Origin of the sequence: Microbacterium foliorum (assembly GCF_003367705.1) — a bacterium.
Classification (GTDB): domain Bacteria; phylum Actinomycetota; class Actinomycetes; order Actinomycetales; family Microbacteriaceae; genus Microbacterium; species Microbacterium foliorum.
The window spans coordinates 1,018,703-1,033,321 of sequence record NZ_CP031425.1 but is presented as its reverse complement, the minus strand read 5'-3'; the positions used below and the strand labels follow the sequence as shown (position 1 = coordinate 1,033,321).

The following is a 14,619-nucleotide window of genomic DNA, read 5'->3' as shown; positions in this document are numbered from 1 at the left end:
GAGGAGAAGAAGAAGGGGCCGGATGCTCGCGCATCCGGCCCCTTCTCCGTGCCGTCGGTCAGTTCAGCGCGTCGACGATCCCGTTCAGCGTCGCGGACGGGCGCATCACGGCCTGGACCAGCGCGTCGTCGGGGCGATAGTAGCCGCCGATCTCCACCGCCGTGCCCTGCACCGCGTTGAGCTCGGAGACGATCTTCTCCTCGTTCTCGGCGAGGGTCGCGGCGATCGGCGCGAATGCGGCGGCGAGCTCGGGATCCGTCGTCTGCGCCGCCAGCTCCTGCGCCCAGTACAGCCCCAGGTAGAAGTGGCTGCCGCGGTTGTCGATCGTGCCCAGCGCGCGCCCGGGTGAGCGGTCCTCTTCGAGGAAGGTGCCCGTCGCGGCATCGAGCGTCTGCGCGAGCACGCGAGCCTTCTCGTTGCCGGTGCGGTCGGCGAAGTGCTCGAGCGACGCCGCCAGCGCGAAGAACTCGCCCAGCGAGTCCCAGCGGAGGTAGTTCTGCTCGACGAGCTGCTGCACGTGCTTCGGAGCGGAGCCACCGGCACCGGTCTCGAACAGGCCGCCACCGGCGAGCAGCGGCACGATCGAGAGCATCTTGGCGCTCGTGCCGACCTCGAGGATCGGGAACAGGTCCGTGAGGTAGTCGCGCAGCACGTTGCCGGTCACCGAGATCGTGTCGAGACCGTGGCGCATGCGGGCGAGCGTGTACCGCGTCGCCTCCTCCGGAGCCAGGATCGTGATCGTCAGCCCCTTCGTGTCGAGCGTCGCGAGTCCCTGGTGCACCTTCGCGATGATCTGCGCGTCGTGCGAGCGGTTCGCGTCGAGCCAGAACACGGCGGGGTCGCCGGTCGCACGCGCGCGGGTCACGGCCAGCTTGACCCAGTCCATCACCGGGATGTGCTTGGTCTGCGTGGCGCGCCAGATGTCGCCGGGCTCGACCTCGTGCTCGATCAGCACGGTGCCTTCACTGTCGAGCACCTGGACGGTCCCGGCGGTCTCGATCTCGAAGGTCTTGTCGTGGCTGCCGTACTCCTCGGCCGCCTGCGCCATCAGCCCCACGTTCGGCACGGTGCCGATCGTGGCGGGGTCGAGCGGGCCGTTCGCGATCACATCGTCGATCACGGCCTGGTAGACGCCTGCGTAGGAGGAGTCGGGGATGACCGCGAGCGTGTCGGCCTCGCCGCCGTCGGCGCCCCACAGCTTGCCGCCGTTGCGCACCAGGGCCGGCATCGAGGCGTCGACGATCACGTCGCTGGGGACGTGCAGGTTCGTGATGCCCTTGTCGGAGTTCGTGTACGACAGGCGGGGCCCCTCGGCGATCGCGCGGTCGAACGCCGCGGCGATCTCATCTCCGCCGGCGACGCCGCCCAGACCTGCGAGGATCGAGCCGAGCCCGTCGTTCGGGGTGAGCCCGGCGGCGGCGAGCGCGTCGCCGTGCTGGGCGAAGACGTCGTGGAAGAACGCGCGCACCACGTGGCCGAAGATGATCGGGTCGCTGACCTTCATCATCGTCGCCTTGAGATGCACCGAATAGAGGATGTCGTCGTTCTTCGCGGTCTCGAGCGTCTCGGCGAGGAAGGCGTCGAGGTTCGCGGCCGAGAGGAACGTGGCGTCGATGATCTCGCGCGGCAGGACCTTGAGCCCCTCCTTGAGGATCGTGACGGTGCCATCGGCGGCAGTGTGGCGGAAGCTCAGGACGTCGTCCTTCGCAGCCACCCACGAGCGCTCGTTGTGCTTGAAGTCGTCGTGGCCCAGCGTCGCCACACGGGTCTTCGACCCCTCGGCGAACGCCTTGTTGCGGTGCGGATGCTTCTTGGCGTAGTTCTTCACCGCGAGCGGGGCTCGACGGTCGCTGTTGCCTTCGCGCAGGACCGGGTTGACGGCCGATCCCTTGATCCGGTCGTAGCGGGCCCGGACATCCTTCTCTTCGAGCGAGGTGGGCTCGTCCGGGAACGCGGGGATGTCGTATCCCTGGGCCTGGAGCTCGGCGATCGCGGCCTTGAGCTGCGGGATCGAGGCCGAGATGTTCGGCAGCTTGATGATGTTCGCCTCGGGAAGCGTCGCGAGCCCCCCGAGCTCGGCCAGCGCGTCGCCGACCTGCTGCTCGGGAGCGAGCTTCTGCGGGAAGGCGGCGAGGATGCGGCCGCCGAGCGAGATGTCGCGGGTCTCGACCTCGATGTCGGCCTGTCCCGTGTAGGCCTTGATGATCGGCAGGAACGAGGCGGTGGCGAGTGCCGGTGCCTCGTCCGTGTACGTGTAGATGATGGCGTCGTCGGTCACCAGGAGGTTCTCCGTTCGCGAGGGCATATTTGTCTCGATACCAAGATACCTGAGCGGCCCTTGCGGCGTGGTCGCGGAGCCGCCCACACGGCCGCGAGGGGCCCTCCCGCCCCGGTCCACGACCAATACTCCGGGTTTGCGGGCGCGATGTCGCGCGAGGCGTTAGCCTGTGACTATGTCCGAACTGCGCATGGTCGAACTCTCCGCCGCGACGATCGTCGCCGTGAACAACCTGTCGCTCAAGCCCGGGCAGGAGCAGTTCCTCGCTCCGGTGTCCTACGGCATCGCGGCGACCGTCATCGATCCGCAGACCTCCTGGCAGCGAGTCGTGCTCGAAGACGACCACGTCGTCGGGTTCGTCAGCGCCAACTTCGACGCCGACGCGCCCGAGGAGCACTTCCGCTCCGTGCTGTGGCGCATCAACGTCGACGCCGACGATCAGGGCAAGGGCGTCGGCCGCTTCGCGGTCGAGAGTCTGCTCGACGAGGCCAGGGCGCGCGGATTCGATCACGTCAACGTCATCTACGAGGCCGGCGAAGACGGCCCCGAGGCGTTCTTCCTCCGAGTCGGGTTCACCCCGGTCGGCGAGACCGAGTACTCCGAGGTCATCGCCCAGATCCGTATCGCCTCGTAAGCAGGCGTCGAGTTCCGAACCTCCTCTCTCTCGAGAGCCGGCCATGCGTCGCGTGCCTGCCAGCACTGGCACCCTGCAGGGCATCGGTATTTGTTGCGATTGCCCACAAAAGTCTTGTGCGGAGCGGCGGCGCGTGTCATCATCGATCCCGAGGCTGCTGGCGAAGCGCTTCGACGTTGTGACCTGACGATGATGACGGAGCCCCGATGACGACCATCCACGACGTGGCCGAGGCCGCCGGGGTGTCCATCAGCACCGTCTCCTACGCCCTCAGCGGTAAGCGACCCGTCTCCGAGAAGACCCGCCGTCGCATCGAGGACACCGTGCGGTCCCTCGGCTACGAGCCGGATGCCGGGGCCAGGATGCTGGCGGGGCGCCGAACCCACATCTTCGCGCTCACCGAGCCGCTTCGAGCCGACACGCACGCGCCCACCCATATGGCGTTCGTGCTGGCGACCACCGTGGCCGCGCGCCGCCGGGGGTACGACATCCTGCTCCTGACCGACGAGCAGGCATCCGAGGGGATGAACAGGGTCGCCGCCAGCAACCTGGTCGATGCGATCCTCGTGCTCGACGTCGCCCCCGACGACGCACGGGCCGACATCGCCCGCGCACTGCGCTCCCCCACCGTCTTCATCGGCATCCCCGACGACGCCGAGGGGCTGACCTGCGTGGACCTCGACTTCGAGGCGACCGGCCACCTCGCGATCGACCGCCTCGCCGATGCCGGTCACACCGCCGCCGTGCTGCTCGGTCAGACCGAGGTGTCGTACGTGAAGTCCAACTTCCCGCGCCGGTTGCTGCGCGGGGTGCAGGCCCAGGCGACGCTGCGGGGCGTGGCCCTCGAGTGGGCGACCACCGGTGTCACGACGACCGACGTGTCGGCCGTGCGCACGGCCGTCGGGACCGCCCTCGATCGCGGGATCCGCGCCTTCGTGGTGCACGCGGTCGGCGATGTGCACGAGGCACTGCTCGCGGTCGTGGCCGAGCGCGAGCTGACCGTCGGCACGGACGTGTCGGTGATCTCTGCGGCGGCGTCCTTCGACACCACGACCCTCCCCGTGCCCGTGGACACGATCCCCCTGGTGCCGCAGCAGTCGTGCGAGCTCGCCATCGACCTCGCCGTGCAGCGACTCGAAGACCCGCACGCCCCCGCGCGCATCCACCTGATCCCTCCCGAATACCTCTCCGCCGGATCGGTCGCTCCCGCCCGGGAGTGACCCCCTCCGGAGAATCGCGGTCCCATCGATTTTGTCGAAACGCTTCGACGATGCGATATCGAGACGATCACACAACTGAACACCCGACCCGATGAAGTGTCCGGCCCCCGGGGCCACAAGAAAGGAGTGCCGACGATGGCACGCAACACCCGCAGGACGAAGACGTTGGCGGCCCTCGCCGCACTCACCGCGACCGGCATCGCACTGAGCGGCTGCACGGCGGGATCCGGTGACGACGGCGGTGACGGACAGACCCTCACGCTCTGGCACTACGAGGGGGCGGACAGCGCGATGGGCAAGGCGTGGGCCGAGGCGATCGCGATCTTCGAAGAGGAGACCGGAGCCACGGTCGAGTTCGAGGAGAAGTCGTTCGAGCAGATCCAGAAGACGGCCAGCCAGGTGCTCGACACCGACGCCGCCCCCGATCTGATGGAGTTCAACAAGGGCAACGCGACGGCCGGGTTCCTGGCATCCACCGGTCTGATCGCCGACATCTCCGACGCCGTCGACGAGTACGGCTGGGACGACAAGCTCGCCCCCTCGCTGCAGACGACCGCGAAGTACTCCGACGACGGCGTCATGGGAGGCGACACCTGGTTCGGCATCCCGAACTACGGCGAGTTCGTCGGCGTGTACTACAACGAGGACGCCTTCGCCGCCGCCGGCCTGGAGATCCCCACCACCTACGACGAGTTCATCGACGTGCTCGATGCGTTCGTCGCACAGGGCGTCACGCCGCTCGCCGAGGCGGGCGCGGAATACCCGCTGGGCCAGCTCTGGTATCAGCTCGCGTTGAACGCGGGCGACCGCGGCTTCGTCGACGACTACCAGCTGTACAAGGAGCCCGTCGACTGGCAGGGCCCCGAGGTCACCGCGGCGACCGAGACCCTGCAGGAGTACATGGACAAGGGCTACATCGCCTCCGACGTCTCGTCGGTCAAGGCCGAGGACGCGGGCGTCTCGTTCATCAACGGCAGCTCTCCGATCTTCGTGTCCGGCTCCTGGTGGTTCGGGCGCTTCGTCTCGGAGGCGACCGGCTTCGACTGGACGATGACCGCCTTCCCCGGCGCCGACCTGTCTCTCGGCTCCTCCGGCAACCTGTGGGTCGTGCCCGAGAACGCATCGAACAAGGATCTCGCCTACGAGTTCATCGACATCACGATGCGCCCCGAGATCCAGGCCATCATCGGCAACAACGGCGGCCTCCCGGTCGCGGCAGAGCCCGCCGACATCACCGACGAGAAGAGCGCGGCCCTGATCGAGACGTTCAACGGCGTGCTGGATGCCGACGGCCTGTCCTTCTACCCGGACTGGCCCGCCCCCGGCTTCTACGACGTGATCGTGCAGGAACTGCAGGGGCTTATCACCGGAGCTCAGGATGCCGAGACCACGAACACGAACCTCGGTGAGCAGTACGACGAAGGCACCTCGGAATTCCGTTGATCCGCTCGTGGGGGCGGCGTCCGCGCGGCGTCGCCCCCACACCCTCCTGGAGATGAACATGTCACTCGCCACCCGTCGCGAGGGCCGCACGAAGCTGCCGCCCGAGGAGCCGTCGATCCCGCAGCGCCGCGGAGGGACCGGGGCGTACTGGATCTACCTGCTCCCCGGCTTCGCTCTGCTGCTCGTCGTCGTCATCGTCCCGCTCGTCTGGAACCTCTACCTGACCTTCACGAAGTGGAAGGGGGTCCGCACCCCGGAGTTCATCGGGCTCCAGAACTGGCAGAAGATCCTCACCGACAGCGACTTCTGGACCTCGTTCACGAACTCGGTGTGGATGATCATCGCGATGGTCGTGGTGCCGACGATCGTGGGGCTCATCGTCGCCGCGCTGCTGTTCGACGTCGTCGGTCGCAAGTTCGGCGGCAGAGTCGGCAGCTTCCTGCGAGCCACGTACTACCTCCCCCAGATCCTCCCGATCGCCGTCGCCGGCATCGTGATCGGCTGGATCGTGCGACCGGGCGGAGACGGAGCGCTCAACCAGATCCTGGGGGCACTCGGCCTCCCGGCCTACGACTGGCTCGGCCAGATGCCCTCCGCCCTGATCGTGCTGATGGTCGTGATGGTGTGGGTGCAGCTCGGCTACCCCGTCGTCGTCTTCATGGCCGCCCTGCAGCGGGTCGACCCCGAACTGTACGAGGCGGCGGAGCTCGACGGCGCCAACTGGCTGCAGCGCTTCACCTCGATCACCGCCAGCATCATCCGCCCCGAGATCTTCGTGGTCACCCTGACCTGCACCATCGCCGCGCTGAAGGTCTTCGGTCCGGTCTACATCATCACGCGAGGCGGACCCGCCGGTGCGACCCTCGTGCCCGCCTACTACGCGTACCAGGAGTTCTTCACCAAGCGGAACGTGGGCTACGGAGCGACCATCGCCACCGTCCTCACCATCGTCGTGGTCATCGTGTCGATCATCTTCATCCGCGTGCAGAACTCCCTCGAGCGCAAGGAAAGGGCGGGTCTGTGATGCACGCCACCACTGCCATCGTCACCGGGAAGCCGGGCAAGGCCCGCCCCCGCGGGGGCATGACGAAGAAGCGTCCGGTCGACTGGCTGCTGCTCGCCCTCGTCGTCGTGGGAGCGGTGCTGGTCATCGCGCCGTTCTACCTCGTGCTCGTCAACTCGTTCAAATCGCCCGTCGACTACGCGACGTCCGGTCCGCTCGCCCTCCCGGAGACCCTCGACTTCGGCGGCATCATCAAGTTCTGGGAGCGGGTGAACTTTCCCGAGAAGGTGTGGAACTCGATCCTCATCGCCGGCGTCGTCTCAGTGCTCGCGGTGGTGATCTCGATGCTGAACGCGTTCGCGATCGGCATCGGCCGCATCCGCGGCCGCAGCTGGATCGTGCTGCTGTTCCTGATGGCCAACCTCCTGCCGCAGGAGGCGCTGCTGTACCCGCTCTACTTCATGTTCAAATCGGTCGGCCTGTACGACAACGTGTGGGCCGTCATCATCGTCTTCACCGTCATCCAGGCGGCGTTCGGCACGTATCTGCTCTCGTCCGTCTACGGCACGTTCCCCAAGGAGATCCTCGAGGCCGCATCGCTCGACGGTGCGAGTCGCTGGCAGATCCTCTGGCGCGTGGTCTTCCCGATCAGCCGGCCGACCCTGTCGGTGCTGCTCATCTTCTTCTTCATCTGGACATGGAACGAGTTCCTCATCCCCCTGACCTTCCTCGCCTCGAACGCGAACCAGACGGTCCCGGTCGCGATCAGCGTGCTGCAGGGCGACCGGCTGATGGACGTGACCACCACGAGCGCCTCGGCGCTGCTGGGCATCATCCCCACGCTCATCTTCTTCCTCATCTTCCAGCGCACCCTCACGCGCGGCATCACGGCAGGAGCAGTCAAGTAATGAAGTTCACCGACGGGTTCTGGCAGCTGCGACCGGGCGTCACGGCGCTCTACGCCCAGCAGGCCTACGACATCGCCGAGACGGACGACACGCCGGACGGCGCCGGCCTCGTCATCACCGCCCCCACCATGGTGATCGCCGGTCGCGGCGACACGCTCAACCGCCCCGTGCTGACGACCACGCTCTCCTCTCCGGCGGAGGGCGTGATCCGGGTGCGGATCGCTCACCACGAAGGCGGCCGCACGCATGAGGGATTCCGGCTCCCCGGCGCCGGGTCGGGGCACGCGACGCGCGACATCACCGCCGAGGGCGGCGTGCTCGAGGCCGGAGCTCTGATCGCCCGCATCGCTCCCGGCTCTCCCTTCAACCTCTCATTCGAGGTCGAGGGCCGTCGGGTCACCGGCAGCGGTCACAAGGCACAGGGGTACATCAGGCTCGCGCCCCACGCCCAGGTGGATCCCGGCATCGTCGACAACGCGCGTCAGGGCGGGGCCGCCCCCCGCGACTCCGTGTTCGTGCACGAACAGCTCGACCTGGGGGTCGGCGAGCTCGTCTACGGCCTCGGCGAGCGATTCGGGCCGCTGGTCAAGAACGGACAGTCGGTCGATGTCTGGAACGCCGACGGCGGCACCTCCAGCGAGCAGGCCTACAAGAGCATCCCGTTCCATGTGTCGAACCGCGGGTACGGCGTGCTGGTGAACGACTCCGGCCACGTCTCGTACGAGATCGGCTCCGAGTCGGTCGAACGGATGCAGTTCTCGGTCCCGGGCGAGGTGCTCGAGTACTTCGTGATCGCCGGCCCCACCCCGAAGGAGGTGCTCGGAAGGTACACGGCGCTGACCGGCAGACCTCCCGTGGTGCCCGCCTGGTCGTACGGTCTCTGGCTCTCGACGAGCTTCACGACCGACTACGACGAGCAGACGGTCACCTCATTCATCGACGTGATGGCCGCACGCGAGCTGCCGGTGTCGGTGTTCCACTTCGACTGCTTCTGGATGCGCGAGTTCAACTGGACCGACTTCGTCTGGGACACCAGGGTGTTCCCCGACCCGGAGGGGATGCTGTCGCGACTGCATGCCAAGGACCTCAGGGTGTGCGTGTGGATCAACCCCTACATCGCTCAGCGCTCACCCCTGTTCCGTGAGGCGGCGGATCAGGGGTTCCTGGTCCGCCGCCCGGACGGCACCGTGTGGCAGTGGGATCTCTGGCAGGCGGGCATGGGTCTCGTCGACTTCACGAACCCCGCCGCGACCGCCTGGTACCAGGAGCACCTGCGCCGGCTGATCGACCAGGGGGTGGACTGCTTCAAGACCGACTTCGGCGAGCGCATCCCCACCGAGGTGGTCTGGGCCGACGGCGCTGACCCGACCCGCATGCACAACCTCTACACCGACCTCTACAACCGCGCGGTGCACGATGTGCTCGTCGAGGCCCGCGGGGCCGGCGACGCCGTGCTGTTCGCCCGGTCCGCCACGGCGGGCGGTCAGAGCATGCCGGTGCACTGGGGCGGCGACTCCACCTCGACGTATGCCTCGATGGCCGAGACCCTGCGGGGCGGTCTGTCGCTCGCGCTGAGCGGGTTCGCGTACTGGAGCCACGACATCGGCGGGTTCGAGGGTACGCCGGATGCCGGCGTCTTCAAGAGATGGACCGCCTTCGGTCTGCTCGGCTCGCACTCGCGATTCCACGGCTCCAGCTCCTACCGGGTGCCGTGGGCGTTCGACGAGGAGGCCGTCGACGTGACCCGGCGATTCACGCATCTCAAGATGCAGCTCATGCCCTACCTGTATCAGCAGGGCATCGACGCCTCGCGGACCGGCCTGCCGGTGATGCGTCCCATGCAGCTGGAGTTCCCCGAGGATCCGGCGGTCGGCTACCTGGACCGCCAGTACATGCTCGGCTCGAGCCTGCTCGTCGCTCCGGTCTTCTCCGCCGACGGCTCGGTCGAGTTCTACCTGCCGGACGGTGCCTGGACGTCGCTGTTGACCGGCGAGACCGTGCAGGGCGGCGGCTGGCGCCGCGAGACCCACGGCTTCGACTCGCTGCCGCTGTACGTGCGTCCAGGCACGGCACTGCCCTGGGGTGCGCGCATCGACCGGCCGGACTACGACTACCACGAGGGACTGCGCATGCGCGTCTTCCCCGGCGGTGACGGTACGACGTCCGTGACGGTCACCTCCCCCGACGGGGTCGAGGCGACGTACACGATCGACCTCGCGGAGGTCACCGAGTGACGACCTGACCGGGCGCGGGGTCGGCGGCTGGTGCCGGGGCGACGCCGTCAGCGCTTGTCGGGGCGGCGGCGCTCGTTCCAGGCGGCGAGCGCGGACGCGGCAGCGCCGGCCGCGCGATCGATCGCCTCCGTCGAACGGTTCAGCATGTCCTGCGCGGCATCCTGCCACGCAGACCCCGGCGATGGGGTCTCTTCGCCGGCTCGCACCCTCGCCGCATGCTCGGCGGCCTCGAAGGCGCGCTCCAGGTCGGAGACCGCGTCACGGTAGGCGGCGAACTCGGCCGGTCCCGCCGTGCCGTCGGCCGCGCGTCGTGCGTCGACCGCGCGTCCCGCGGCGCGCAGGTACTCCGCCGTGGCGGGCTGCTTCACATCGGTCATCGCGGGGTACGCGATCTGCAGTCCAGGGTCTGTCTCGTACTGCATCCATCGCAGGACGACCGCATCGTGCTCGCCCTGCAGCCGTTCGAGGGGGCGCGGCGCCCGTGGCGCGGGAATGGCCGCGCGCGCAGCGGACAGGCGCACCTGCTTCGCCCGCACATCCGCGGCTGCGGCCTTCGCGTCGCTCTCTTTGATGCGCAGCATCCGCTTCGCTCCGGCGACCTGCTCCGCGGTCGCGCGACGGGCGCTCCGCTCGGCCGAGAGACGGGTGACATCGGCCCTGGCGAGCTTGACCGCCATCCGACTCTGCACGGCCTTCTGCCTGGCGGCGCGCAGATCGAGACGCGCGGCATCGAACTCGAGGCGGCGTCCGCCTGCTGTACGTCGTCTTCCCATGCCCACCGCTCCGGCCGCCACTCCTCCGGCCGCGACGGGCGCGAGCCACCACCACTCGGCGGCGAGCAGCAGAGGGTCCATACTTCGATGCTACCCAGCCCTCGGCGGCTGCGGGGAAAAAGCGGATGGCGACCTCCCGAGGGGAGATCGCCATCCGCGCGGAATCCGACGGGACCTAGACCAGAGTCTGCTGCCAGGCCGCGTGCAGCTGAGCGAACTTGCCCGTGCCGCTGATCAGCGACGCGGGCGTGTCGTCCTCGATGATCCTGCCGTGCTCCATCACGAGCACCCGATCGGCGATCGCGACGGTCGACAGCCGGTGCGCGATGATGATCGCGGTGCGGTCCTTCAGCAGGGTCTGCAGAGCGTCCTGGATCAGCCGTTCCGACGGGATGTCGAGCGACGCGGTGGCCTCATCGAGGATGAGCACCGCGGGGTCGGCGAGGAACGCGCGCGCGAACGAGATCAGCTGACGCTGCCCCGCCGACACGCGACCGCCGCGCTTGTTCACGTCGGTGCCGTAGCCGTCGGGCAGCGACGAGATGAACCCGTCGGCGCCGACCGCACGCGCCGCGGCCCGGATCTCCTCGAGCGAGGCGTCCGGCTTGCCGAGCGCGATGTTGTCGGCGACCGTGCCGCTGAACAGGTACGCCTCCTGCGTCACCATGACGATGGCGCGGCGCAGATCCTTCGGGTGCAGGTCTCGCAGGTCGACGCCGTCGAGCGTCACCGATCCGACCGAGGGGTCGTAGAACCGCGAGATCAGCTTCGCGAGGGTCGACTTGCCCGCCCCGGTCGTGCCGACCAGCGCGATCGTCTGTCCCGCCTCGATGTCGAGCGAGAAGTTCGGGAGGATCGTCTTCTCGCCGTTGTATCCGAAGGTGACCTCGTGGAACTGGACGTGCCCGCGGGACTCCCACAGATCGACCGGCTTCTCGGGGTCCGGAACCGTCGGAACCTCCTCGAGCACGCCCGAGACCTTCTCGAGCGCCGCGGTGGCCGACTGGTACGAGTTGAGGAACATCGCGATCTCCTGCATGGGCGCGAAGAAGTTGCGCACGTACAGCACGGCGGACAGCAGCACGCCGACGGTGAGAGCACCCTCCGAGACGCGGATGCCGCCCCACAGCACGACGATGCCGAGCACGAGCGCGGCCACCCCCATCAGCCCGGGCTCGAAGGTGCCGAACAGCAGCATCGAGCGCCGGTTCACGTCGCGGTACTCGCCGGCGATCTTCTGGAAGGCGACGTCGTTGCGCGGCTCCTTGCGGAACGCCTTGACCGCACGGATGCCCGTCATGGTCTCGACGAACTGCACGATCACCTTCGCGCTGATGACCCGCGATTCGCGGTACACGAGCTGCGAGCGCGAGTAGAACCAGCGCATCAGGAAGAACAGCGGGATGCCGCCGATCGCCAGGATGAGTCCGGACTGCCAGTCCCACACGCACAGGGCGATGAAGGTGAACAGGCCGAAGAGCACACCCGAGACGAGCTCGTTGAGGCCGCCGTCGAGCAGCTCCCTGATGGAGTCCAGGTCGCTCGTCTGACGGGAGATGATGCGGCCGGAGGTGTACGACTCGTGGAACTCCAGGCTGAGGCGCTGGGTGTGCAGGAAGATCCGCTTGCGCAGGTCGAGCAGCACGGCCTGGGTGAGCTTGGCCGCGATGATCACGTACCACGCGATCATCGCCGCGGCCACGGCGCCCGCGAGCAGGTAGATGCCGCCGATCATGAAGGTCGGCATCCAGTCGGCGCGCTCGAGGACGGCAGGCAGCGCGCGGTCGAGCCCGATGCTGATGAGGATCGGCCCGGCCACCTGCAGGGCGGTCGAGATGACCAGCACGACGGCCGCGAGGATGATCCGCGGCTTCAGTGGCTGGACGAGCGAGCCGAGCAGGTGCAGCGACCGGCGACGGATCGCCTTGCTCTCCTCCTTGGTGTAGCGGGAGCGGTCCTCGTCCTGCGTTCCGGTGATGGTGGAGCTCATCGCTGCACCTCCTTGTCCTCTTCGACTGCGGTTGCTGAGCCTGACGAAGCATCGTCGGCGGACTCCGCACGGATGCCCTCGGCGACCGTCGCGTCGATCTCGGCCTCGGAGTCGCGGATGATCGGGATCGCGCCGGTGCGCGCCGCCTCCTCCGCCTCGAGGCTGGAGATGACGTGGCGGTAGTGGCGGCTCGTCCTGAGCAGCTCGGAGTGCGTGCCCACTGCGGTCACCCGCCCCGCCTCGAGCAGAGCCACGCGGTCGGCGAGCGCCACGGTGGAGGGGCGGTGGGCCACGATCATCGCGGTGGTGTCGGCGAGCACGTGACGCAGCGCCTCTTCGACGAGCGCCTCGGTGTCGACGTCGAGCGCCGACAGCGGATCGTCGAGCACCAGCACCTTGGGGGCGGCCGCGACGGCGCGCGCCAGCGCGAGACGCTGACGCTGACCGCCGGAGAGGCTGAGCCCCTCTTCGCCGATCACCGTCTCGACGCCCTCGGGCAGTGTGTCGACGAAGGCCGCCTGCGCGACGTCGAGGGCTTCGCGCAGCACGCGCTCGCCTTCGTCGCTGTGCACGTCGAGGTCGGCGCGTCCGAGCAGCACGTTCTCACGCACCGTCGCCGAGAACAGCGTGGCGTCTTCGAACGCCATCGCGATGTGCTGGCGCAGCTCGGCCAGAGGCAGATCGCGCACGTCGACGCCGTCGAGCGTGACGCGGCCGCCGGTGACGTCGTACAGACGCGTGGGCAGCGTGGTCAGCGTGGTCTTGCCGCTGCCGGTCAGACCGACCAGCGCCATCGTCTCGCCCGGACGCAGCACGAGGTCGATGCCGTCGAGCAGGTCGCGCTCGTCGGCGGCGGCATCCTGGTAGCGGAAGCGCGCCCCCTCGAACGCGAGCTCGCCGCGCGGCTCGGTGATGTGCACCGGCTTCTCAGGGTCGGCGATCGAGTTCGTCTCGGAGTAGATGTCGAACACGCGGTCGGTGGCGGTGCGCGCGTCGAGCATGAACGAGAACAGGAATCCGATGGACTCGATGGGCCATCGCAGCACCACCGCCATGGCGAAGAAGGCGAACAGCTGGGCCTGATCGATCTCGCCCTGCGAGATCAGCCAGATGCCCGACATCAGGCTGAGACCGAACGCGATCTGCGGCATCAGGTCGAGCCAGAACCAGATCGACGCGATAGCGCCGGCCTTGCTCATCTCGGTCTCGCGCAGGGTCTCTGCCTGGCGGCTGAAACGGCCGAGCGCGTGCGAGCCGCGGCCGAACGCCTTGAGCACGCGGATTCCGTGCACACTCTCCTCGACGCTCGTCGCGAGGTCACCGGCCTGGTCCTGACTGCGGCGCGTGAGCGCGCCGTAGCGCTTCTCGAACAGGTACCCGCGGATCCACAGCGGGATCGCGGTGACGATGAAGATCACGCCCAGCAGCCAGTGCCAGCGGAACAGCAGCACCGAGCCGATCACGATCGTGAGGACGTTGACCACCAGCAGCACGAGACCGAACGCCAGCCACCGGCGGATGAGGCCGATGTCCTGCATCATGCGGCTCAGCAGCTGGCCCGACTGCCAGCGGTCGTGGAACGACACCGGAAGGGTCTGCAGGCGCGAGTAGAGCTCGGTGCGCATCGTGTACTCGACCTGCGTGGCCGGGTTGAGCACGAACTGACGGCGCAGCCACACCATCAGCGCCTCGCCGAGGGCGAGCCCGAAGACGGCGAGCGCGCCCCAGGCGATGCCCGCCAGCGCACCGGCCTGCACCGGCCCGCGGATGATCTGCTCGAGAACGATCGGGATCATCAGGGCGATGATCGCGGCGACGAGCGCACTGGCGGCGCCGCCGGCGAGCCGCCAGATGACCGGCTTGACAAAGGGCTTCAGGCGCCACAGAGCGGCGGGAGTAGAGAGGGTGGAGGACGGCGAGGCGTTCTGCGATGAAGGCGAGGAAGACATGTCTCTCAGACGAGTTTCGTATGGGGAAGGGGGTGCTGGCGGGGACGGACGCGCGAACGGACTCTCGGAGTCCGGCATCCGGTGATCTCGTGCGGGGGAAAGGGCTCTAGCGGAGCGGGCGCACCGGGGTCGAGCCGAGAGCGGCGATCTGCGCAGCGGAGATCGATGTCATGGTGTCCTCCTCAGG

General features: G+C 68.3%; 10 protein-coding genes. 6 read left to right on the top strand and 4 right to left on the bottom strand.

The window, feature by feature from the left end; all coding sequences use genetic code 11:
* Nucleotides 1-58: 58 nt before the first annotated feature.
* Nucleotides 59-2,278: an NADP-dependent isocitrate dehydrogenase gene (locus DXT68_RS04690; protein ID WP_045253178.1), complete on the bottom strand. Its 2,220-nt coding sequence runs from the start codon at nt 2,276-2,278 to the stop codon at nt 59-61.
* Nucleotides 2,279-2,453: 175 nt separating this feature from the next.
* Between DXT68_RS04690 and DXT68_RS04685 the strand changes: the two genes are divergently transcribed.
* From DXT68_RS04685 to yicI, 6 genes are all read left to right on the top strand, one after another.
* A complete protein-coding gene (locus DXT68_RS04685) occupies nt 2,454-2,912 on the top strand; it encodes a GNAT family N-acetyltransferase (RefSeq protein ID WP_045253156.1) in 459 nt (152 codons plus the stop codon).
* Between the two features lie 206 nt (nt 2,913-3,118).
* A complete protein-coding gene (locus DXT68_RS04680; RefSeq protein ID WP_045253157.1) occupies nt 3,119-4,132 on the top strand; it encodes a LacI family DNA-binding transcriptional regulator in 1,014 nt (337 codons plus the stop codon).
* A gap of 135 nt (nt 4,133-4,267) precedes the next feature.
* On the top strand, nt 4,268-5,575 hold the full coding sequence (locus DXT68_RS04675) for an ABC transporter substrate-binding protein (protein ID WP_045253158.1): 1,308 nt from the start codon (nt 4,268-4,270) through the stop codon (nt 5,573-5,575).
* Nucleotides 5,576-5,633: 58 nt separating this feature from the next.
* Nucleotides 5,634-6,599, top strand: a complete 966-nt coding sequence (locus DXT68_RS04670; RefSeq protein ID WP_052677634.1) for a carbohydrate ABC transporter permease — start codon at nt 5,634-5,636, stop codon at nt 6,597-6,599.
* Nucleotides 6,599-7,486 carry a carbohydrate ABC transporter permease gene (locus DXT68_RS04665; protein WP_082068833.1) on the top strand — a complete coding sequence of 296 codons (888 nt, stop codon included), beginning with the start codon at nt 6,599-6,601 and terminating at the stop codon, nt 7,484-7,486. The genes DXT68_RS04670 and DXT68_RS04665 overlap by 1 nt, the downstream gene beginning before the upstream one ends.
* Complete coding sequence (gene yicI / locus DXT68_RS04660) at nt 7,486-9,720, top strand: alpha-xylosidase (protein ID WP_045253159.1); 2,235 nt, start codon at nt 7,486-7,488, stop codon at nt 9,718-9,720. Before DXT68_RS04665 ends, yicI begins: the two co-directional genes overlap by 1 nt.
* Before the next feature lie 47 nt (nt 9,721-9,767).
* On the opposite strand, the gene DXT68_RS04655 is transcribed toward yicI, so the two are convergent.
* The 3 genes from DXT68_RS04655 to DXT68_RS04645 form a co-directional block, all read right to left on the bottom strand.
* Nucleotides 9,768-10,574: a hypothetical protein gene (locus DXT68_RS04655; RefSeq protein WP_045253160.1), complete on the bottom strand. Its 807-nt coding sequence runs from the start codon at nt 10,572-10,574 to the stop codon at nt 9,768-9,770.
* Nucleotides 10,575-10,668: 94 nt separating this feature from the next.
* A complete protein-coding gene (locus DXT68_RS04650) occupies nt 10,669-12,483 on the bottom strand; it encodes an ABC transporter ATP-binding protein (protein ID WP_045253161.1) in 1,815 nt (604 codons plus the stop codon).
* Nucleotides 12,480-14,432 (bottom strand): ABC transporter ATP-binding protein, encoded by a 1,953-nt coding sequence (locus DXT68_RS04645; protein WP_045253162.1) that lies wholly within the window; start codon nt 14,430-14,432, stop codon nt 12,480-12,482. Before DXT68_RS04645 ends, DXT68_RS04650 begins: the two co-directional genes overlap by 4 nt.
* Nucleotides 14,433-14,619: the final 187 nt, after the last annotated feature.

Excerpts from the sequence above, each read along its gene's own strand:
- DXT68_RS04680 (WP_045253157.1), top strand. The coding sequence starts at position 3,119 with ATGACGACCATCCACGACGTGGCCGAGGCCGCCGGGGTGTCCATCAGC.
- DXT68_RS04655 (WP_045253160.1), bottom strand. The coding sequence starts at position 10,574 with ATGGACCCTCTGCTGCTCGCCGCCGAGTGGTGGTGGCTCGCGCCCGTC.
- DXT68_RS04645 (WP_045253162.1), bottom strand. The coding sequence starts at position 14,432 with ATGTCTTCCTCGCCTTCATCGCAGAACGCCTCGCCGTCCTCCACCCTC.
- DXT68_RS04670 (WP_052677634.1), top strand. The coding sequence starts at position 5,634 with ATGTCACTCGCCACCCGTCGCGAGGGCCGCACGAAGCTGCCGCCCGAG.
- DXT68_RS04665 (WP_082068833.1), top strand. The coding sequence starts at position 6,599 with ATGCACGCCACCACTGCCATCGTCACCGGGAAGCCGGGCAAGGCCCGC.
- DXT68_RS04675 (WP_045253158.1), top strand. The coding sequence starts at position 4,268 with ATGGCACGCAACACCCGCAGGACGAAGACGTTGGCGGCCCTCGCCGCA.
- yicI (WP_045253159.1), top strand. The coding sequence starts at position 7,486 with ATGAAGTTCACCGACGGGTTCTGGCAGCTGCGACCGGGCGTCACGGCG.
- DXT68_RS04650 (WP_045253161.1), bottom strand. The coding sequence starts at position 12,483 with ATGAGCTCCACCATCACCGGAACGCAGGACGAGGACCGCTCCCGCTAC.
- DXT68_RS04685 (WP_045253156.1), top strand. The coding sequence starts at position 2,454 with ATGTCCGAACTGCGCATGGTCGAACTCTCCGCCGCGACGATCGTCGCC.